Raw genomic sequence first — 20,251 nt, 5'->3', positions numbered from 1 at the left:
CCGACGCTGCCCACAAATGGGCGGGCTTGGAAAGGCTGCAAGCCATGCAGTCAGCAGTTCCCCCATGCCGGGCCCTGCCCTGTGTGGCCCGATCTGAAGGAGCCTGCCTATACCAGCGGCCGAAAATCTTGACCGAAGGTCAAGGTTTCCGGCACCTCAAGCGCCGGCACCCACATGCCAACGGCTCGTGCGCGCGCCACGTGGCGCGCGGCGGCAGTCGCCGCCGATACCAACGGTCAAATATTTCGGCCGCCGATATTAGAACAAGGCCCTCGCCGCCGCCGATCAACCATCCGTCTTGTCGGTACCGTCCTTTTCCGCCTGCTGCCCCGCCGCCTGCTGGCCGGCCTTGGCCTGGGCGATCTGGGCCAGACGGTTGCGATAGGCGGTGACCGCCCCCCGTACCTCCGCCTCCACGGCGGCAAGGTCGGTGCGGCGGGCCGTGACGCCGGCCAGCCCCAGGGCCGCCGCGCGCAAGGGCTGAACCCCGGCCAGCGGCTGCCCCGGTGCGGCACGGAAGGCTTCCAGCGCGGCGCGGATCGTCGCGGCATAGGTTTCCACCGGCCCGCGCAGGTCGCTTTCCGGGCGCAGCCGGCGCACCAGGTCATCCAGGGCGGCCCCTGCCCGCAGCAGATGGTCGGCCGCCATCCGGTCCCCCCCTGCCATCAGGCCGGGGGACGCGAAATCGATCAGGAAGGCCACCTGGAAACCGTTGCGCACGATTTTCTGGCTGTTGATGGCTTCCAGCATGTTGGCCACGGATTCAGAGGCGCGGGTGCGCTCGAACTGCCCCGTCACCTTCATCCGCATGGTGTTGGGCACATCGAACAGCGGGATCTGGATACCTTCCCGTGGCTGCCGGCGGCGATCGGGTCCGATATAGTCGGCCGTGACGACGAAGCTGCGCCGCGTGTCGATCAGGTTGGTCAGCCGGTCATGCACCTGCTTGGCCGAGAAGGGCTTGGCCATCATGTCGTCGGCACCTGTGGCGTTGAAGCGCATCAGCAGGGGCTGCGTGGGCTGCCAGGTGGTGGCGATGACACCCATGAAGGGGTTGTTGGGGGCCTGGGCATGGCGCAGCCCCTGCACGAACCGCAGGCCATCCGGATCGGGCGCATCCGCATCGATGAACAGCAGGTCGGGCTGCAGCGCGATCATGGCCGTCGGCGCGTCCGTCGTGTCGGCCATGTCCAGGATGCGTTCGATGCCAAGACGGGCCAGAATGCCCCGCAGCAGGCGGCGGGTATTGGTTTCCCGGTCGATGATGACGACGACAAGGGAACGGAAATCATAGTCAGGCATGCGCCGGCCCTCCCAGGCCGGATACCGGACCGGGCGCGGGCGCCGTGTCCGTCTCGATCAGTTGATATAGCCAGCATGTCCGGCCTGGCAAGGCGACAGCCTGTCCGGTGGCCGACAGGACCGGCCCCGGTTCGGCCGTGGGCCGCCCCTCCTCGTCACCGGTATCCAGCAGGCAGCGCCATGTCTGTCCCCCCGGCACCGACGGCAGGATGAAATCCGCCGAGTCCCCACCGGCATTGACGATCAGCAGCAGCACCCCGTCCAGGTCGGGCGTGCCGTCGGCGGCCAGATGCCGGCCCGCCTTGCCGTTCAGCAGCAGGCCCAGGCAGCGGGCATGGCCGTCGCGCCACTGCTCCGCCGCCTTTTCCACCCCTTGGGGATTGATCCAGGTGATGTCCTTCAGCCCGTCTTCCGACATTTCCCGCCCATGCAGGAAGCGCCCGCGCCGCAGCACGGAATGGTCGCGGCGCAGCCGGGTCAGGCGGGCGACGAACCGGGTCATCGCCGCCCCTTCGGCGCCCAGGCCCGGCCAGTCCAGCCAGCTCACCTCATTGTCCTGGCAATAGGCGTTGTTGTTGCCGCGCTGGGTGCGCAGCATCTCGTCACCCGCCGTCAGCATGGGCGTGCCCTGCGACAGCAGCAGCGTGGCCAGCATGTTGCGTGCCTGACGCCGGCGCACGGCATTGACGGCCGGATTGTCCGTCGGCCCCTCCACCCCGTGATTGAGGCTGAAATTGGCGTCGTGCCCGTCCCGGTTGCCTTCCTGGTTCGCCTCATTATGCTTCACATTGTAGGAGACCAGGTCGGCCAGCGTGAACCCGTCATGGCTGGTCACGAAATTGACGCTGGCCCAGGGGCGGCGGCGGGCATTGTCGAAGATGTCGGCCGATCCCGTCAGCCGTGCCGCCAGTTCGGGCAGCATCCCCTCATCCCCGCGCCAGAAACGGCGCACCGTGTCGCGGTAGCGGTCGTTCCATTCGCTCCACCCCGCCGGGAACTGCCCCACGCGGTAGCCGCCGGGGCCGATATCCCACGGCTCCGCGATCAGCTTCACCCCGGCCAGCACCGGGTCCTGACGCATCGCGTCCAGGAAGCCCGATCCGCTGTCATAGCCGTGCGCTTCCCGCGCCAGTGTCGTTGCAAGATCGAAACGGAACCCGTCCACATGCATGTCCGTCACCCAGTGGCGCAAACTGTCCATGACCAGTTGCAATACACGCGGATGCGACAGATCCAGGGTATTTCCGGTACCGGTATGATCCAGGTAGAAGCGCTTGTCATGCGGATGGAGCTGATAGTAGCTGGCATTGTCGATCCCGCGGAACGACAGGGTCGGCCCCAGATGGTTACCCTCGCCCGTGTGATTATAGACCACGTCGAGGATCACTTCGATCCCGGCATCATGCAGGCGGGCCACCATGTTCTTGAATTCCCGCGTCGACCGGCCCGTCATGTAGCGCGGTTCGGGCGCGAAGAAGCAGATGCTGGCATAGCCCCAGTAATTATGCAGCGACCGTTCCACCAGGTGCCGGTCGTCGGTGAAGGCATGGACAGGCAGCAGTTCCACGGCCGTCACGCCCAGCGCCTTCAGATGATCGATCATGGGCTGGCTGGCCAGGCCTGTGAAGGTGCCCCGCAGGCCGGGCGCGATATCGGGATGGCGCAGCGTCTGGCCGCGCACATGCGCCTCGTAGATGATCATGTCGGTCCAGGGCACGCGCGGCCGGCGTTCCAGGCCCCAGGTGAAGGCAGGGTCGATCACCCGGCATTTCGGCATGCCGCGGGCATTGTCGCGCCGGTCGAAGGACAAATCCTCCTTCACCGCGCCGACGCGATAGCCGAAATGCGCGTCGGACCAGCGCAGCGGCCCTTCCAGCGCCTTGGCATAGGGATCCAGCAGCAGCTTGTTGGGATTGAAGCGGTGCCCGCGCGACGGATCGTAGGGCCCATGCACGCGATAGCCGTAGAGCAGGCCCGGCCGCGCCTCGGGCAGATAGGCATGCCAGACATCATCGGTGCATTCCGGCAGGGCGATGCGCTCGATCTCCCGGCTGCCCTCACTGTCGAACAGGCACAGTTCCACCTTTTCGGCATGGGCGGAGAACAGGGCGAAATTGACCCCCAGCCCGTCCCAGGTCGCCCCCAACGGGTCGGAACGTCCTGGCCAGACGATGGTGCGGGCGGCGCCGGTGGATCGCATGGGGGCGTGGATACCTTCCTTGCCAAATCATCGCCAGCAGCATGCCAACGATATTGCGTCGCGCCAAGAGGTTGCAGACGCTATCAGACCACACAAATTAACGAATCGGCTCCCCATCCGCCGCGATCGGCGTCACCGCCTTGCGGTGCAGCATGGTTTCCCGGTGCAGGATGTAGAGGCCGCTGGCCGCCACCACGGCGCACCCGGCCCAGATGGCCCGGTCAGGCACCTCGCCGAACAGGAAATAGCCGAATCCGACGGCCCAGACCATGGCCACATATTCGAACGGCGCCAGCAGCGACGGGGCAGCCAGCCGGAAGGCCTGGGTGAACAGGATCTGCGCCAGACCGCCGACAATGCCGATGAAGGCCAGCAGCAACAGCCCCGGCAGGTCGGGCGCTTTCCATTCCGGCAGCATGAACAGGCCGCTGACCACGGCCAGCGTCACCACGAAATAGAAGGTGATGGCGGCATTGGTTTCCGTCCGCGACAGGATGCGGACATAGAGCATGGACAGCGCATAGAAGGCGGCGGCCACCAGCGGCACCAGCGCCATGGCGCTGAACATGCCCTGGCCAGGCCGCAGCATGATCATCACCCCGCCGAACCCGACCAGCACGGCCAGCCAGCGTCGCCAGCCGACCTTTTCCTTCAGCACCGGCACGGACAGGGCCGTCATGAACAGGGGTGCCGCGAAGCTGATGGCATAGACATCGGCCAGCGGCATGCGGGCAAACGCATAGAAAAAGCCGAAGGCCGCCACCACCCCCATCAGGGACCGGCCCGCATGCGACAGCAGGCTGTCGGTGCGCAGCGCCCGCACCCCGCCCGACCGCGCGATCAGCAGCCCGATGGGCAGCATGGAGAACACGGCCCGGAAGAAGATGATCTGCCAGGTCCCGTAATCGGCTGAGACATACTTGATGGCGGCGTCCATCACGCCGAAACACAGGGTCGCCAGGACGAAGAAACCGATACCGGCCAGCGCGCGCCTGTCCATCGCCTATTCCACCCCGCGCCGCGAGGTCACCTGCCGGCCCAGCACGGTTTCACGGTAAAGGATGTAGAGCCCGCTGCCGATCACGATGGCCAGGCCGACGAACAGCGTCCGGTCCGGACGATCGCCGAAGATCAGGTAGCCGTAAAGGACGCCCCAGATGATCTGGGTATATTGGAACGGCGCTGCCACGGCGGCCGGCACCTTGCGGAACGAGGTCAGCAGGCAGACGAAGGCGATGCCGCACAGCGTGCCGCCCAGCATCGACAGCCCCAGGTCCGGCAGCGTGGGCATGCGCCCCAGCCAGGGCATCATGCCCCCGAACACCACCCCCGTCGTCAGGGTGGCATAGAAGGCGAAGGACACGCTGCTTTCGGTATTGCGGGCAAAGCGCGTGACCAGCATGCCGATCGAATAGAAGAAGGATGCCGCCAGCACGGCGAAGGAAGCGGTGGTGATCAACCCGCCGCCCGGCCGCAGCATGACCAGCACGCCGATGAAACCGACGCCAACGGCCGTCCAGCGCCGCCAGCCCACGGGCTCCTTCAGCATGGGCACGGCCAGCGCCGTGATGAACAGCGGCGCGGTGAAGGCCAGGGCATAGACATCCGCGATGGGCATGCGCGAATAGGCCCAGAAGGACAGGAAGCTGCTGATCACGCCACAGCCGGACCGGATGGCGTGATAGATCGGCTTGCGGGTGCGCAGGTTGTTGTAGAGCCCGCCCGTGATGGCGGCATAGATCAGGATCGGCCACAGCGCGAAGAAGCTGTTCAGCGCGATGACCTGCGGCACGCTGTATTCCCGGGCCAGCAGCTTCACCGTCACATCCATGACGCTGTAGAGCGCGAACGCCACGAAGGCGAGCGCGATACCCAGGGGGAAATTCTCCTCCCCGGACCGGTCCGACGGAACGGTGGCGGCAGTGGGCGGAACGGCGGTCATGAAAGGGCTACCGGGATCGGAAGGCAAGGAGACCGCAGGTTAATCCCACAGCCGCCACGCCCGGCAGCAGCACTTGCGCATGGCCCGCCTGCGTCGGCCGGAGAGAGGCGGCGGCATGACCCGCCGCCCCGGCGTCAGTCATCCAGTTCCGGCAGCTTCAGGTCGCGGGCCCCGGCATCCCGCACGTCGGTGGTGTTGGCACCGTCCAGGGCCAGGCCCGTGCAGACGGCCCCCGTCAGATCGGCGCTGATCAGTTCTGCCCCGCCCAGATCGGCATGGATCAGCCGCGCCTGCGCGAAGATGGCCTGGATGGCCTTCACCTTGCGCATGTCGGCGCCGGTCAGATCGGTCCGGTCGAAACGGGCCCGGCAGAGATTGGCCGGCCACAGGCGGACGGCATTGCTTTGTATCTGAACCGGCCCCATGTCGGCGCGGACCAGCACGCCCCCCGTCAGGGTGGCGCGTTCCAGCGAGGCACCGCGCAGATCAGCCGAGGTCAGGTCCGCATCCCGCAGATCGGCCAGCGACAGGTCGGCCATGGGCAGGGTGGCCCCGGACAGGTTGGCGCCGCGCAGCATGGTCCGCTGCATCAGCGCCGCCGACAGGATGCGGCCCGACAGGTCGCAGCCCGACATATCCACGCCCGACAGGTCGGCCCGGATGCCGTCGCGCCCCTGGCTGTCCACCCACACACGGTGGTCGGCCAGGATACGTTCCAGGTCGCGGCCGTCGGTCGACAATTCCCGCGCCAGGATGGCGCCCTCCAGATTGGCGGAACGGCGCGTCGCCTCGTCCATGATGACGCCGATCAGGTCGGCACCCAGGAAGCGGGTGGCATTCAGTTCCGCCCCCGTCAGGTTGGCCCCCGACAGCTTTGCCCCCGCCAGGTTCGCCTCCCGCAGGTCGGCACCCTGCATGTCACAGCCCGTCAGGTTGGAATTGGACAGGTTGGCCCGCACGAACTTGGTCCCGCGCAAGATGGCGTCGGTCAGGTCCGTCTGCATCACGAAGGCGTTGGATATCTTGGCGCGTGACAGGTCGGCGGCGCGGATCGTGGCCACCGACAGTTCGGTATTGACGGTGATGGCCTCGAACTCGTGCATGGCAATGTCGCCATTCTTGCGCACATGCATGATGGTGCCGTCGCGCAGGTCGCTGTCGGAAAGGATCGCCTCGGTCAGGACGGCACCGCGCAGGCACGCCCCGCGCAGGTCGGCCCGGCGCAGGTCCGCCCCCTCCAGGTTGGCCAGGCGCAGGTCGGCAGCATAGAAATTGGCCCCGACCAGGTTGGCCCCCTCCAGCCGCGTGCCGAACAGCTTGGCCCCCGACAGGTCGGCATCCGACAGGTCATAACCCGACAGATCCATGTGCGACAGGTCACGCAGCTTCAGATTGGCGCGCGCGCCCCCGGCCTGCCGACGCAGAAAGGCCCGGTGCCGGCTATGGACACCCTGCAATTCAGCAATCGTGATCCGCGACCGGTCCGGCCCGCGCCCGATCTCGCCGCTCATGTTCCCCCACTCCCCGAGACGGGAATATTGATAGCATGACCGACACGATCCGTCTCACCATGTCAATAGTCATGGACCATCGGCGTTCATGCTATCGGGTTCGCGACGAGTATTGGCGGCACAACCCGTTTGCCTGACCCTCGTCATCGGGCCTTCTTGTCCGGCCCTTGTCATGAGCAGCGCGGGACCCCGTCCCCCAGAGACGAAGGCCCCCGCATGGATTGACTCATTCCCCCACCGCCTGTATCTACCTGCCAACCCATGATGGGTGATCAATTCGGCACCGAGGTGCCCCGCCGGTCCGCGAGTGTCGCGCACTGGCGCTTTTGCGTTTGGGCGAAGCCCATCCGGAAAGGCCGCGGGGGACGGCTCGGCGCCAGAATGGAAGGCTGGCAATGTTCGACGGACTGACGGGACGGCTTGGCGACATTTTCGACCGCCTGCGCAAGCGCGGGGCGTTGTCGGAGGATGACGTCAACGCGGCACTGCGCGAGGTGCGCATCGCCCTGCTGGAAGCCGACGTTGCCCTGCCGGCCGTGAAATCCTTCATCCAGGGGGTGAAGGAGAAGGCCATCGGGACGGAGGTGCTGCGCGGCATCAATCCGGGCCAGATGGTCGTCAAGATCGTGCATGACCATCTGGTGGAACTGCTGGGCGCCCAGGTCGAGGACCTGGACCTGAACGCCGCCCCGCCGATCCCCATCCTGATGCTGGGCCTGCAGGGGTCGGGCAAGACCACCACATCGGCCAAGATCGCCGTCCGCCTGAAGAAACGCGACAAGAAGAAGGTGCTGCTGGCCTCGCTGGACACGCGCCGGCCGGCGGCACAGGAACAGTTGCGCATCCTGGGCGAACAGACCGGCGTGGCCAGCCTGCCGGTCATCCCCGGCCAGCAGCCGGTGGAGATCGCACGGCGCGCCATGGAGGTGGGCCGCCTGGAAGGCTATGACGTCGTCATCCTGGACACGGCCGGCCGCCTGGCCATCGACGAGGAGCTGATGGCCGAGGTCGTGGCCATCCGCGACGTGGCCCGCCCCGTGGAAAGCCTGCTGGTCGTCGATGCCATGACGGGCCAGGACGCCGTCACCGTCGCCACCAATTTCAACGAGCGTGTCGGCATCACCGGCATCGTCATGACCCGCATCGACGGCGATGCGCGCGGCGGTGCCGCCCTGTCGATGCGCCATGTGACGGGCAAGCCCATCAAGCTGATGGGCATGGGCGAGAAGACCGACGCGCTGGAGCCCTTCCACCCCGACCGTATCGCCGGCCGCATCCTGGGCATGGGCGACGTGGTCAGCCTGGTGGAAAAGGCCGCCGAGAGCATCGACAAGGAAGAAGCCGAGAAGCTGGCCCGCAAGCTGGAGAAGGGCGGCTTCGACCTGGATGACATGCTGTCCCAGATGCGCCAGATCTCCAAGCTGGGCGGCATGGGCGGGATGCTGAACCTGCTGCCCGGCATGGGCAAGATCAAGGATCAGCTGAAGGGCGCCAATATCGACGACAAGGTCCTGAAGCGCCAGGAAGCCATCATCCTGTCGATGACCAAGAAGGAACGCAAGAAGCCCGACATCCTGAACGCATCGCGCCGCCGGCGCATCGCGCTGGGGGCCGGGGTGACCGTTGCCGACGTGAACCGCCTGATCAAGCAGTATCAGGACATGTCGCAGATGATGAAGAAGATGAAGAAGCTGGGCCAGAAGGGCCTGATGCGCCAGGGCCTGGGCGCGCTGATGCCCAAGGGCATGCGGTGATGAGCGCCACCCTGGACATGGCGGCGGCGGACATGGCGGCGGCACGCCTGTCGCTGGACAGCCTGTGGTTCGATGCCACGCTGGCGGCCCTGCTGCATGCCATGAACAATGCCCTGTTCCCGGCCTTCCACACCGACGGGCCGCGCGTCCGCCGGCTGCTGGTGCTGGCCGGGTATGTGGCGGTCACGGTCCTGCTGTCGGCCCTGGCCGGCCGCGGCTGGGCGCTGGGCTTCCTGGCCGGCTCTGTGCTGCTGGTCTTCTATGTCCATGCCGTGTGGCTGCCCAACCATGGGGTCAATGGCTGGACGGGGGAGCCGCGGGAACGTTACCTGGCGCTGCTGCGCCGCAGGGAGCGCCCATGAACGCCCCTGTTGCGCACCGGCCTGCCCCCGACCATGCCACGCTGCTGACGCCGCGGCTGACGCTGCGCCCGCTTTCCATGGCCGATACCGGTGCCATGCACGCCATCTTCACCGATGCCGACAGCATGAAATACTGGTCGCATCCGCCGTTGACGCGGATCGAAGAGACGCGCGACAGCATGGAAAAGGCGCTGCTGGACGATGACACGACCCGGACATGGGCCGTGACCACCGACGGACAGGAATGCCTGGGCTGGGTCAGCCTGTTCGGCGTGCAGGACCGCGTGGGCTGGATCGGCTATATCCTGGCGCCTGCCGCGCGGGGCCGTGGCCTTGCCGAAGAAGCCGTCACCGCCGCCCTGAATTACGGTTTCGGCGCCTGGAACCTGCACCGCATCGCCGCCAATATCGATCCGCGCAACCACCGGTCCGCCGGCCTGCTGCTGCGCCTGGGCTTCACCTGGGAAGGCCATCAGCGGCAGGATTTCCGCTATGCCGGGGAATTCATCGATACGGGCATCTTCGCCATCCTGGCGGCCGACTGGCAGCAGCGGCGGGAAAACCCGCCGGCACCGCTGCCCGTGCTGCGCCACGGCCCGGCCGTGCTGCGTCCGCTGAAGGCGGGTGATGCCGATGCACTGCACGCCGCGTTCGGCGATGCGGACAGCATGCGCTACATGCCGCACGCCCATTACACCGAGATCGGGCAGACCCGGGACAAGATCCTGTCCATGGCCTCCGGCGCGCGCGGCGGCTGGCACTGGGCCATCACGACCGATGGCGGCACGGCACTGGGCTGGGCCCTGCTGCTGAAGGAGACGCCGGCACAGGTCAGCCTGGGCTACATGCTGGTCCCTGCCGCCCGCGGCAAGGGCCTGGCCAGGGCCGCGACCGCCGCCATGCTGCACCACGCCTTCACGGTTCTGCGGAAGAACCGGGTGGAGGCGGAGATCGACCCGCGCAACCATGCTTCCGCCGCCGTGCTGGAGGCGAACGGCTTCCTGCGCGAGGGTATCCGCCGGCAGGGCTATGCCCGGTCGCATGGCGAACTGGTCGATAATTGCCTTTACGGAATCCTGGCGTCCGAATGGACGGCAGCGAATGGCGGGGAGAACCCATGACCCGCCGTCACGAAATATCGTCGCCCGGCCCGATCTGGACCGCGACGGTTGCTTCTCATCCAGATCACATCCACATCATGAACAAGGAAGATTCCCATGTCCGTTAAGATCCGTCTGGCCCGTGGTGGTTCCAAGAAGCGTCCGTTCTACGCCATCGTCGTGGCCGACAGCCGCGCCCCGCGCGACGGCGCCTTCATCCAGAAGGTCGGCACCTACAACCCGATGCTGCCGAGCGACAACCCGGCCCGCGTCACCCTGAACGAGGAAGCCATCAAGGGCTGGCTGGCCAAGGGCGCCCAGCCGACCGACCGCGTCGCCAAGTTCCTGGGCAAGGCCAACCTGATCGAGGCTCCTGCCATCATCGAAAGCCCCAAGAAGTCCGCCCCGAAGGCCAAGGCCCAGGAGCGCGCCAAGCTGGCCGCCCAGGCCGCCGAGTAAGGCGCAGGGCTTTCCCGACGGACATGGATCGTTCCGCCCCCCTCATCCCGGCGCCCGCGCCAGGATGAGGGGGGGAACGGGCCCTGTCCCGCGGGAGGGCATTGGAGCATCAAGATGACCGATCGCATTTGCGTGGCCCAGATCATTGGATCGCACGGGGTTCACGGCCGCCTGCGGGTGAAGAGCTTCACCGCCGACCCCGAGGCCGTGTTCGATTACAACCCGCTGACCGACGAGCCGGGCACGCGCAGCTTTACGCTCCGCATGACCGGTATGGGCAAGGACCATTTCCTGGTCGAGGCCGTGGGTGTGAAGGGCCGCGACGCCGCCGACGCACTGAAGGGCGTCCGGCTGTTCGTGCCGCGCGAGCGGCTGCCGGCGCTGGATGAGGAGGACGAGTTCTACCATGCCGACCTGATCGGCCTGGAAACCGTCACCCAGGGTGCCGATGGCGACGCCGCCTTCGGCACCATCAAGGCCATCCATGATTTCGGCGCCGGCGATGTGCTGGAACTGGTGCATGTGTCGGGCAAGACGGTGTTCATCCCGTTTTCCGCCACCTGCGTGCCCGTGGTCGATGTGAAGGCCGGCCGCATCGTCGTCGACCCGCCCGTCAACCTGTTCACCCCGGCCCGCCCGGACCCGGAAGAACTGGCGGAGATGGGCGGCAAGCTGACGCTGGACGATGAACCGGCGGACGACGAACCGGCGGACGACGAACCGGCCACCGAGGGCGGGCAGCCCGAAGGCCCGGAAACCGGCCTCAGCCGCTGATCCCATGACCTTGTCCCCCGCCCCTTCCTGGCACGTCACCGTGCTGACCCTGTTCCCGGAGATGTTTCCCGGGCCGCTGGGGCTCAGCCTTGCGGGAAAAGCGCTGGAAAAGGGCACCTGGACGCTGGAAAAGCTGGACATCCGATCGTTCACGCGCGATAAGCACCGCTCCGTGGACGATACCCCGTTCGGCGGCGGCCCCGGCATGGTCATGCGCCCGGATGTGCTCGATGCAGCCATCCATGATGCAAAGGCCAGGCAGGCGGCAGCCGGACTGAAACCGGGCCGGATCGTCTATCTTTCACCGCGTGGGCGCGTGTTGGACCAGGCGTTGGTGCGAGAGATCGCCAGCGAAGGGGCCCTGACATTGCTGTGCGGGCGGTATGAGGGGATCGACGAACGGGTGATCGAGGAACATCGCCTGGAGGAGGTCTCCTTAGGTGATTTCGTGCTGTCCGGTGGTGAACCGGCGGCCCTCTGTCTGATCGACGCCGTGGTCCGGCTTCTGCCGGGTGTCATGGGGAACGTCGAAACGGCGGGGGAAGAGAGTTTTGAACGGGGGTTGCTGGAATACCCCCATTATACGCGGCCACCCGTCTGGAATGGCCGTGCGGTGCCGGAGATCCTTTTATCCGGTCACCATGAGAAGGTCCGGGCATGGCGGCTCGAACAGGCGGAAAAGATCACACAGGCCCGACGGCCCGACCTGTGGTCCGACTACCTGGCAAGCCGCCCGGCCCCAAAGGTGAAGAAACGCCGAGCCCGCCGGGCATCGGCCGAGCCAACCAAAACCACCGAAACCCCGGACGGGAACGGTGGCAGTATCGAAGGATGAGTACCATGAACATTCTGCAGAAGCTGGAAGCCGAACAGGTCGCCAAGCTGTCCGAAGGCAAGACGATCCCGGCCTTTTCCCCCGGCGACACCGTCAAGGTGAACGTGAAGGTCGTCGAAGGCACGCGCGAGCGTATCCAGGCCTATGAAGGCGTGGTCATCGCCCGCAAGAACGCCGGCATCAATTCCAGCTTCACCGTCCGCAAGATTTCCTACGGCGAAGGCGTGGAGCGCGTGTTCCCGCTGTACAGCCCGCGCATCGATTCGATCGTGCTGGTCCGCCGCGGCGCCGTGCGTCGTGCCAAGCTGTATTACCTGCGTGGCCTGACCGGCAAGTCCGCCCGTATCGCCGAGCGCACGACGGGCCGTGGCATGCGCAATGGCCGCGCCATCGTCGATTGATCTCCAATCCCTTGGGATTGAAGGCAATGCCCCGCCGGTTCGCCCGGCGGGGCATTTTGTTTCAGCCCCACGGAGGGTCCGCCAACAGCCCCCCACACCCGATGGAATGGGGAACAGGGGTGGACAAGCGGGGTTGGTTGGTTGCACCATGACGCCCCGCGCAACCCTTCCGGCGTACTCCCATGTCGCTTCGCCATGGCGTCAGCATGCCACCCGCCACCGCCGCCGAATGCCGCAAGGATCTGCCGATCATGCTGCAGCCGTTGCTGCCCTGGTGGCGGGCCCTGCCGCGCGAGGGGCTGATGCCCCTGTGGACCGGCGAACTGGTGTTCGACCTCAAGCCGTGGCTGGCCTATCTGCTGATGGCCCGTTTCCCGCGTGACGGGCGGCCGCCCCGCTACACGCTCTACGGCACCGAACTGGTCGCCTTCGCCGGGCGCGACCTGACCGGCCTGGACCTTTACGACAGCGGTGATGTTCCCGGATTCCGCGAAACGGGGGATTCCTACATCACGGCACGCACCACGGGCCGCCCGCACTGGAGCCGGGTGCGCGTGGACCTGCCCGGCGCGCTGAAGGTGCGCTATGATCGGCTGCTGCTGCCATTCGCCTGTCTGGATGGCGACGCACGGGTGCTGGGCGCCATCCGCTTCGACCAGCACCTTCCCCGGCTGTGGGAAAGCGACGACATGGCCCTGACCATCGAGCAGGAAGCCCTGCTGGCCTGAACCCAAGTCCCGGTGATCACAACCGATCACCGGTATCTCAATCGCCACCCCGGTGAGTTGCTCTCACCGGGGTTTGGCATGAACCCCTTTACATCCGATATCGGATGTGTTTTCATCCGGCATCCTGTCTGCCGGAGTGCCCCGCCATGGAAATGAACCAGCCGTCCTGACCGCCGCCCCATCGGGGCTTGACTGGTTTGACCGGGGTTTCATCCATGCCGGATTGGCTTGTGGCCGGGGGGCTGTGCTTCACGCATGGCGGCGCCCGGCCCCTTCTCGACAACATCTCCCTTCGTATCGCATCGGAGCGCATCGCCCTGGTGGGCCCCAATGGCAGCGGCAAAAGCACGCTGCTGCGGCTCCTGTCGGGCAGCCTGCATGCCGAACGGGGGTCCGTGTCCAGACGCGGGCGGCTGTTCCACTGGCCACAGCATCCGCGCGGCGGGAAACGGGTGGGCAGCCTTCTGCCCGACGCCGGTGCGGGCCGCGCCGCGGCACTGGCCCGCCATGGGCTGCCTGCGGACCTGGCCCCCGACCTGCCGCTGGCCTGTCTGTCGGGCGGGCAGGTGGCGCGGTTGCGGCTGGCGGCCATCGCGGTGACGCAACCGCATCTCCTGATCCTGGACGAGCCGGGCAACGATCTGGATGCGGCGGGGCAGGTATTGCTGTCGGACCTGGTGGCGGGCTGGCGCGGCGGCCTGCTGCTGGTCAGTCATGATCGCCGCCTGCTGGCCCTGGCCGACCGCATCCTGGAACTGACACCCGGAGGGCTGACCAGCCATGGCGGCGGCCTGGCTGGCTTCCTGGCAACGCGGGCCGCCCAACGGCAGGCGGCCGAACGCGCGCTGGCCGATGCCACGCGGCAGGTCCGCCAGGCCCGGTCCGCCGCCCGCGAGGCCGAAGCCCGCGCCAGCCGCCGCAGCCGCGGCGGCCGGCAGGAAGCCGCCCGGGGCGCCAATGCGCCCATCCTGATGGGCCTGCGCCGCGACCGGGCGGAGAAGGCCGGATCGGCCCGCCGCATCAAGGCCGAACGGCAGACGGCAGCGGCGGCGCAGGCGCTGGACGCCGCCCGGGAAAGGCAGGAAAGGCCGCCCGCGCCGCTGGACATGGCCATCGCCCCCACGGGCCTGCCCCCGGGCCGCATGCTGTTGCGGGTGGAGGGCCTGTCCCTGGTCCGCGCCGGCCGCCGGCTGTGGCAGGATCTGTATTTCGACCTGACGGGACCGATCCGGCTGGCCGTGACGGGGCATAATGGTGCCGGCAAGAGCAGCCTGCTGGCCTGTCTGACCGGCACCCTGGACCCGGATGACGGATGCATCATCCGTGCGGCTGACCTGCGCCTTGCCTGCCTGGACCAGCGTCTGGGCTCTGGGGAAAGCGGCACACCCCTGTCGCTGGTTCGATCCCGGCATCCCGACCGGCCGGAAGGGGACATGCGTGCCGCCCTGGCCCGGTTCGGCTTCCGGGGGGCGGCATCGGAACAGCCCCTGGAACATCTGTCGGGCGGCTGGCGGGTCCGTGCCCATCTGTGTGCCGCCCTGGGTGGGCCCCGCCCGCCAAACCTGCTGCTGCTGGACGAGCCAACCAACCATCTGGATATGGAGGGGATGGAGGCCCTGCGTGATGCGCTGCTGGCCTATGATGGCGCGCTGGTGCTGGTCTGCCATGATGCGGATTTCCGGCGATCGGCCGGCATCACCCGGGAAATCGCCCTGGACGCCGTCACCCGGTAGCCGGCCGCGCCGCACATGGGCGTGGCGTCAAGTAGGCGTGGTGCCCGGTGGGCATGTCCAGGCAGAACCCAGTTCAGCGAGGGATACCCGGCGCGTGCCGGCTCCCTGGGATCAGGCTCCCCACCCGGCCGCGCTGGCCCCCTCCTGGCTGACGGCCTGGTCGCGGGCGGTCCGCAGGGTGGCGGTCAGCCGCCGCAGCCATGCATCCCCCTGCGTCCTGGCGGCCGGCAACTGACGGCGGCGGCGGGCAACGGCAAGACGCGCAACGGCGCATTGCATCCGCAACCGTTCCGCCCGCGCCCGGCGCAACACCCGTTGGAGACTATCCTCCCCACCTGCCAGCGCCACCGCCCGCGCCCGGCGCGGCGGGCGGCCGTCGTAACGGGCATGCAGGTCGGCCAACAGATCGACCGCGGAGAGCGGGAAAGCGGGGTCAGGGCTGGACATGCGGGGCGACTCCGGACGGCATCAGGGGCAGTACACGCAGCCTAGGCGCCGGACACGCCCCGCGTCAACGATTTAATTCCTAGGATTGCGATTCCAGCCATCCGACTCCCGGCCTGCCCATGCGACTCGGGTCGCCTGGAGCGACTGTCTCCGGACGGGGCGGCCGGAACCGGACATCCCGGGGTCGCACGGAGGCGGAGACGACGGACGCACGCGGAGGCTGCGCCCATGCCGCTTACTGGCTGGCCCACATGATGCGGGCGATCCAGGCGACATCCGCCATGGGCAGCGACCGGTCGGGGTGGGAGCGGTTCAGCGAGACCAGTTCCAACCGGTTGGCGGTCTGCCGCGCCAGTTGCTTGGCCATCACCTCCCCATCGCGGGTGCGCACGACGACCCGGTCGCCCCGGCGGACCGATGCGGCGGGAGAGACGATGATGATATCGCCGTCGCGATAGACCGGTTCCATACTGTCGCCCGAGACTTCCAGCGCATAGGCATGGTCGTCGGCGACATGGGGAAATTCAAGCTCGTCCCAGCCATTGCCGGCCGGATAACCCGCATCGTCGAAATAGCCGTCATTGCCGGCCTGGGCATAGCCGATCACAGGCACCCGGCGCATGGCGGCCGCGGACATGCCGGCCCCACCGCCCGTGCCGTCCCCTTCCTCCCCCGTCATGGCGACGAAGTCGGTGAAGCTGCTGCCCGTCGCCTCCAGCACCTTGGCGATGCTTTCCGTCGATGGCCAGCGCAGCTTGCCATCCGGCGTCATGCGCTTGGACTTGTTGAAGGTGGTCGGGTCCAGACCGCCGCGCTTGGCCAGCCCGGAAGCGGATAGGCCGTGCCGATGCGCCAGCCGGTCGATGGCCCGCCATATGTCGGAATGCTTGAGCATGGGAGAGTTATCCCAGAAACACCGACGCCTGTCCTTAGGATGATTTTCACATTGTTCTTGACATAGGAATTTAAACATGGAGTGATAAGGGAAACTTTCACACCCTCCCCTCGACCTGCCACGAAGGATGCTGCCCATGCCAGAGATCATCCCGCCCTTCCGCCCCGCGCGCCATCCGCCCGCCCCCCTGATGGGAACAACCCCCTTCGACAGCGCGGAGGAGGCCTGGTTCTGGTTCATCCTGGCCAATGAGGCACGGCTGGCGGGTGCGCGGGTCCGGGCCGGTCAGGGATTGTACAGCCGCCCGTGCGAGCCGCTGGACATCCTGCGCGTGACCGACCGGCTGCATCGTCAGCGCCGGCTGCTGCGCGACCATCTGCTGGTGCTGGCCCATTATGGCCGGCGCCAGATGGCCCCGGACCCGCACAGCCGGCGGGAGGCGCGCGACCATACGCTGTGGCGGGAAGCCTTCATGGCGCTGGCGCCGGTGCTGCGGGCCAAGGGCATCGTGCGATGACGCCGGCCCTGCTGGTTTTCTGCGCCGATACCGAGATCGCCTGGCTGCGCCGGCTGCTGCGGCCCGGTTTCCGGCATGTGTTCGTGGCCCTGCCTGTGCCCGGCGGCTGGATCACGGTCGATCCCCTGGCCACGCGGCTGGAGGTGGCGTTCCACCCCCTGGCCACGGACATGGACCTGGCGGGATGGTTCCGGGCACACGGCCATCTGGTGCTGCCCGTGCCGCGCCAGGCGCCGATACCGTCGCGGACGCTGCTGGCCCCCCTGACCTGCGTAAGCGTGGCCAAGCGGATTCTGGGCATCGACGCCCCGCTGGTCCTGACCCCCTGGCAGCTTTACCGCCATCTGGGCGGCGGCCGGCCCGTCCAGCCCCGGTCCCAGACCGGAACACCAAACACGATACAGGAACATCCGATCATGGCGCGTCTCGTCTCCACCCCCAAACCCCGTGCAACGGCCACCCCCGCTGTCGCCGCCCCTCTGCCGGCTGCCCCTCCCGTGCTGCCCGCCGCCGCGCCCGCCGCCGCCATCCCGGCGGCCACGGCGGGAGAGCAAAGCCTGCTGCGCCGGGCGACGGGCCGGGCCGGCACGGTCCTGACCGGCTGGCAGGGCGTACTCACGCCCGGCACGCTGGCGCCGACCCGCAAGACGCTGCTGGGGGAATGACGCATGGCCATCCCTCCCCCCCTGAATATCGCCCCCGGCGACATGTCCAACGGCAGGGCCATGCCCGAAGGCGGCGCCATGCCCGAAGGCGACGTCTTGGCCGCCGCCCTGCTGGACCGCCATGACCGCGCGGCTGCGCGCCGGGCGGCGTGGGAGCCGCTGTGGCGGGAATGTTACGAACATGCCCTGCCCCAGCATGCCGCGTTCGAGACGGGCGGCGGCCCCGGCACGCGCCGGGGCGACCGGCTGTACGATGCCACCGCGGCCGACGCGGTGGACCAGTTGGCTGCCGCCCTGCTGGCCCAACTGACACCACCCTGGTCGCGCTGGACGGGCCTGGCCCCCGGCCCGGCGCTGGATGCGGATCTGGCAGCGGAACTGGCACCCCTGCTGCTGGCCGCGTCGGAGGAATTGCACGCCCAGATCGACCGTTCCAACTTCGCGGTGGAGGCACACCAGGCCTTTCTGGACGTGGTCACCGGCGGCACGGGCTGCCTGCTGGTGGAGGAAGCACCGCCGGGCGCGCCATCCGCCCTGCGCTTCACCGCCGTGCCGCTGGCCGACCTGGTGCTGGAGGAGGGGGAGGAAGGGCGCCTGGACCGCCTGTTCCGCCGCCAGCACCTGACCCTGGACGCCTTGCTGTCCCGCACGGCCCCGGACCGCCTGCCCGAAGGCGTGAAGCGCGACGGCGCCATAGACCCGGCCCGCCGCTTTCCCATCGTGGAAGCCATGACGCCGGAGGGCAACGGCTGGCGCTGGCGCCTCCTGCTGACGGGCGAACAGCCGGCCATCCTGGCCGACGGCCGTTTCACCGACATGCCCTTCATCACCTTCCGCTGGCTGAAAGCCCCCGGCGAAACCTATGGCCGCAGCCCCGTGATGAAGGCCCTGCCGGACATCAAGACGGCCAACAAGGTCGTCGAACTGGTCCTGAAGAACGCCTCCATCGCCGTCACCGGCATCTGGCAGGCTGATGATGACGGGGTGCTCAATCCCGGGGCCATCCGGTTGGTGCCGGGTACCATCATCCCCAAGGCCGTGGGGTCGGCCGGGCTGACGCCGCTGGCCAGTCCCGGACGGTTCGATGTCAGCCAGCTTGTGCTGGAAGATCTGCGCGCGCGCATCCGGCAGGCGCTTCTGGCCGACCGGCTGGGGCCGCTGCACGGTCCGCGCATGACGGCGACGGAGGTGCTGGAGCGCAGCGCGGAGGTGGCGCGCCTGCTGGGGGCGACGTTCGGGCGGCTGCAATCGGAATTGCTGGTGCCGCTGGTCCGGCGCTGCCTGTCCATCCTGCGCCGCCGGGGGGCCATCCCCGATATCGCAGCCGACGGGCGGCAGGTGCAGATCCGCATCCTGTCCCCGCTGGCCCGTGCCCAGGCCCAGCGGGATGCGGAGGCGACGCTGCGCTGGCTGGAAAGCGTTGCGGCCATGGGCACAGATGCGCTGGCCGTGGTGGACCTGCCCGCCTGCGCCCGGTTCCTGGCCGACGCCGCCGGGGTGCCGCCCACGCTGGTCCGCGCACCCTCTCCGGCCCCCGCCGGGATGGAGGTGGCCGATGGCTGATCCCGGCTGGCCCTGGGCCGGGATCGACGGCCCGGCGCCCGGCGACACCCGGCCCGCGGGGGATGCCCCGGCCGCGGGCGATGCCCTGGCCGCCGCCTGCGCCCGGCTGTTCGCCGGGGCGGACGGGCGGCTGCTGATGGCCCATCTCTGCCGGCTGACCCTGACCACGGCGCTGCCGCCCGGTGTGGACGGGGCCCGGCTGCGCCATCTGGAGGGCCAGCGGGCGCTGGTCCTGTCCCTTCGCCATCTGGCCGCACGCGGTGGCCTGTCCCCCCTTCCCCCCCTCCCCTGAAGGACGATCATCCATGGAAACGACACCCCCGGCCGAAACCAGCGCACCCGCCGCGACCGATACCCCGCCCGAGCGCCCCGCGCACGTGCCTGTCAAGTTCTGGGACGCGCAGGCCGGAACCCTGCGTGTGGAGGCCCTGCTGAAATCCTATCTGGAACTGGAGCGCAAGCTGTCCGCCCCGCCCCTTGCCGAACCCCTTGCGGAAAAGCAGCAGGCGGGCGCATCACCGAGCGCACCGGCAGACGCCCCTGAACGGGTCGAGGATTATTGTATCCAGTGCGACCACGGGCTGTTCGAGCCGGACAGGGCGATCAACGAGCGTCTGCTGGCCGCCGGATACACGCCCGCCCAGGCCCAGCTTCTTTATGACCTGGCGGCGGAGCGGATGCTGCCGCTTCTGCGGGAGATGGCGGCCGGGTTCGAGGCGGACCGGGAGATGGAGAAGCTGGTCGCCCATTTCGGCGGGCCGGAGAAATGGCAGGACCTGTCCGGCCAGATCCTGGCCTGGGCCCGGCGCAACCTGCCGCCGCCGCTGGTGGCCGCCCTGTCCGGCACGGCCGATGGCGTGCTGGCCCTGCACCGGCTGATGGCCGATGGCGGGGGAGAGCCGAAGGTGCTGCGCCCCGGCGCCGGCGATGCCGGCGGGGAAGGTGACGACCTGAACCGCATGATCGCCGACCCACGCTACTGGCGCGACCGCGACCCGGCCTTCATCGCCCGCGTGACCGACGGGTTCCGGCAGAAATACGGGTGATATCAATCCGCCTTGAC

21 protein-coding genes are annotated in these 20,251 nt (G+C 68.2%); 14 read left to right on the top strand and 7 right to left on the bottom strand.

The window, feature by feature from the left end; all coding sequences use genetic code 11:
* Nucleotides 1-285: 285 nt before the first annotated feature.
* The 5 genes from ACM9LZ_RS10580 to ACM9LZ_RS10560 form a co-directional block, all read right to left on the bottom strand.
* Nucleotides 286-1,302, bottom strand: a complete 1,017-nt coding sequence (locus ACM9LZ_RS10580) for a response regulator (RefSeq protein WP_416619362.1) — start codon at nucleotides 1,300-1,302, stop codon at nucleotides 286-288.
* A complete protein-coding gene (gene glgX / locus ACM9LZ_RS10575; RefSeq protein WP_416619361.1) occupies nucleotides 1,295-3,502 on the bottom strand; it encodes a glycogen debranching protein GlgX in 2,208 nt (735 codons plus the stop codon). Before glgX ends, ACM9LZ_RS10580 begins: the two co-directional genes overlap by 8 nt.
* 97 nt (nucleotides 3,503-3,599) lie before the next feature.
* Nucleotides 3,600-4,502: a DMT family transporter gene (locus ACM9LZ_RS10570; protein ID WP_416619360.1), complete on the bottom strand. Its 903-nt coding sequence runs from the start codon at nucleotides 4,500-4,502 to the stop codon at nucleotides 3,600-3,602.
* 3 nt (nucleotides 4,503-4,505) lie between these two features.
* On the bottom strand, nucleotides 4,506-5,444 hold the full coding sequence (locus tag ACM9LZ_RS10565) for a DMT family transporter (protein ID WP_416619359.1): 939 nt from the start codon (nucleotides 5,442-5,444) through the stop codon (nucleotides 4,506-4,508).
* 134 nt (nucleotides 5,445-5,578) lie between these two features.
* On the bottom strand, nucleotides 5,579-6,955 hold the full coding sequence (locus ACM9LZ_RS10560) for a pentapeptide repeat-containing protein (RefSeq protein WP_416619358.1): 1,377 nt from the start codon (nucleotides 6,953-6,955) through the stop codon (nucleotides 5,579-5,581).
* A 395-nt stretch (nucleotides 6,956-7,350) separates the two neighbouring features.
* Between ACM9LZ_RS10560 and ffh the strand changes: the two genes are divergently transcribed.
* The 9 genes from ffh (at nucleotide 7,351) to ACM9LZ_RS10515 (ending at nucleotide 15,101) form a co-directional block, all read left to right on the top strand.
* Nucleotides 7,351-8,709, top strand: a complete 1,359-nt coding sequence (gene ffh / locus ACM9LZ_RS10555; protein WP_416619357.1) for a signal recognition particle protein — start codon at nucleotides 7,351-7,353, stop codon at nucleotides 8,707-8,709.
* Nucleotides 8,709-9,071: a hypothetical protein gene (locus ACM9LZ_RS10550; protein WP_416619356.1), complete on the top strand. Its 363-nt coding sequence runs from the start codon at nucleotides 8,709-8,711 to the stop codon at nucleotides 9,069-9,071. The genes ffh and ACM9LZ_RS10550 overlap by 1 nt, the downstream gene beginning before the upstream one ends.
* Nucleotides 9,068-10,192 (top strand): GNAT family N-acetyltransferase, encoded by a 1,125-nt coding sequence (locus tag ACM9LZ_RS10545; protein ID WP_416619355.1) that lies wholly within the window; start codon nucleotides 9,068-9,070, stop codon nucleotides 10,190-10,192. The genes ACM9LZ_RS10550 and ACM9LZ_RS10545 overlap by 4 nt, the downstream gene beginning before the upstream one ends.
* Nucleotides 10,193-10,288: 96 nt before the next feature.
* Nucleotides 10,289-10,630 carry a 30S ribosomal protein S16 gene (gene rpsP / locus ACM9LZ_RS10540; RefSeq protein WP_416619354.1) on the top strand — a complete coding sequence of 114 codons (342 nt, stop codon included), beginning with the start codon at nucleotides 10,289-10,291 and terminating at the stop codon, nucleotides 10,628-10,630.
* 114 nt (nucleotides 10,631-10,744) lie between these two features.
* On the top strand, nucleotides 10,745-11,404 hold the full coding sequence (gene rimM, locus ACM9LZ_RS10535; RefSeq protein ID WP_416619353.1) for a ribosome maturation factor RimM: 660 nt from the start codon (nucleotides 10,745-10,747) through the stop codon (nucleotides 11,402-11,404).
* A gap of 4 nt (nucleotides 11,405-11,408) precedes the next feature.
* The gene (gene trmD / locus ACM9LZ_RS10530) at nucleotides 11,409-12,239 is read left to right on the top strand and encodes a tRNA (guanosine(37)-N1)-methyltransferase TrmD (RefSeq protein ID WP_416619352.1); all 831 of its coding nucleotides are present in this window, start codon (nucleotides 11,409-11,411) and stop codon (nucleotides 12,237-12,239) included.
* Nucleotides 12,240-12,244: 5 nt separating this feature from the next.
* On the top strand, nucleotides 12,245-12,640 hold the full coding sequence (gene rplS, locus ACM9LZ_RS10525) for a 50S ribosomal protein L19 (RefSeq protein ID WP_416619351.1): 396 nt from the start codon (nucleotides 12,245-12,247) through the stop codon (nucleotides 12,638-12,640).
* Between the two features lie 182 nt (nucleotides 12,641-12,822).
* The gene (locus tag ACM9LZ_RS10520) at nucleotides 12,823-13,368 is read left to right on the top strand and encodes a PAS domain-containing protein (protein ID WP_416619350.1); all 546 of its coding nucleotides are present in this window, start codon (nucleotides 12,823-12,825) and stop codon (nucleotides 13,366-13,368) included.
* A gap of 215 nt (nucleotides 13,369-13,583) precedes the next feature.
* Nucleotides 13,584-15,101 carry an ATP-binding cassette domain-containing protein gene (locus ACM9LZ_RS10515; protein WP_416619349.1) on the top strand — a complete coding sequence of 506 codons (1,518 nt, stop codon included), beginning with the start codon at nucleotides 13,584-13,586 and terminating at the stop codon, nucleotides 15,099-15,101.
* Between the two features lie 111 nt (nucleotides 15,102-15,212).
* Here the strand turns inward: ACM9LZ_RS10515 and ACM9LZ_RS10510 are convergent, their stop codons facing one another.
* Together ACM9LZ_RS10510 and ACM9LZ_RS10505 are read right to left on the bottom strand one after the other, a co-directional pair.
* Complete coding sequence (locus ACM9LZ_RS10510; protein ID WP_416619348.1) at nucleotides 15,213-15,548, bottom strand: hypothetical protein; 336 nt, start codon at nucleotides 15,546-15,548, stop codon at nucleotides 15,213-15,215.
* 235 nt (nucleotides 15,549-15,783) lie between these two features.
* On the bottom strand, nucleotides 15,784-16,443 hold the full coding sequence (locus ACM9LZ_RS10505) for a S24 family peptidase (protein WP_416619347.1): 660 nt from the start codon (nucleotides 16,441-16,443) through the stop codon (nucleotides 15,784-15,786).
* A gap of 136 nt (nucleotides 16,444-16,579) precedes the next feature.
* Between ACM9LZ_RS10505 and ACM9LZ_RS10500 the strand changes: the two genes are divergently transcribed.
* Genes ACM9LZ_RS10500 through ACM9LZ_RS10480 form a run of 5 tightly spaced genes read left to right on the top strand, consistent with a single transcriptional unit; the run spans nucleotide 16,580 to nucleotide 20,234 of the window.
* The gene (locus ACM9LZ_RS10500) at nucleotides 16,580-16,960 is read left to right on the top strand and encodes a hypothetical protein (protein WP_416619346.1); all 381 of its coding nucleotides are present in this window, start codon (nucleotides 16,580-16,582) and stop codon (nucleotides 16,958-16,960) included.
* Nucleotides 16,957-17,625 (top strand): hypothetical protein, encoded by a 669-nt coding sequence (locus ACM9LZ_RS10495; RefSeq protein WP_416619345.1) that lies wholly within the window; start codon nucleotides 16,957-16,959, stop codon nucleotides 17,623-17,625. Before ACM9LZ_RS10500 ends, ACM9LZ_RS10495 begins: the two co-directional genes overlap by 4 nt.
* A 3-nt stretch (nucleotides 17,626-17,628) precedes the next feature.
* Nucleotides 17,629-19,188 (top strand): portal protein, encoded by a 1,560-nt coding sequence (locus tag ACM9LZ_RS10490; protein ID WP_416619344.1) that lies wholly within the window; start codon nucleotides 17,629-17,631, stop codon nucleotides 19,186-19,188.
* A complete protein-coding gene (locus ACM9LZ_RS10485; RefSeq protein WP_416619343.1) occupies nucleotides 19,181-19,480 on the top strand; it encodes a Bbp19 family protein in 300 nt (99 codons plus the stop codon). The genes ACM9LZ_RS10490 and ACM9LZ_RS10485 overlap by 8 nt, the downstream gene beginning before the upstream one ends.
* Before the next feature lie 13 nt (nucleotides 19,481-19,493).
* Nucleotides 19,494-20,234, top strand: coding sequence for a capsid assembly protein (locus tag ACM9LZ_RS10480; RefSeq protein WP_416619342.1), 741 nt, complete (start codon nucleotides 19,494-19,496; stop codon nucleotides 20,232-20,234).
* Nucleotides 20,235-20,251: the final 17 nt, after the last annotated feature.

It is taken from the genome of Niveispirillum fermenti (assembly GCF_048066175.1).
Taxonomy (GTDB): domain Bacteria; phylum Pseudomonadota; class Alphaproteobacteria; order Azospirillales; family Azospirillaceae; genus Niveispirillum; species Niveispirillum fermenti.
The sequence above is the reverse complement of the archived record's forward strand: the minus strand, read 5'-3'. Positions and strand labels throughout refer to the sequence as shown.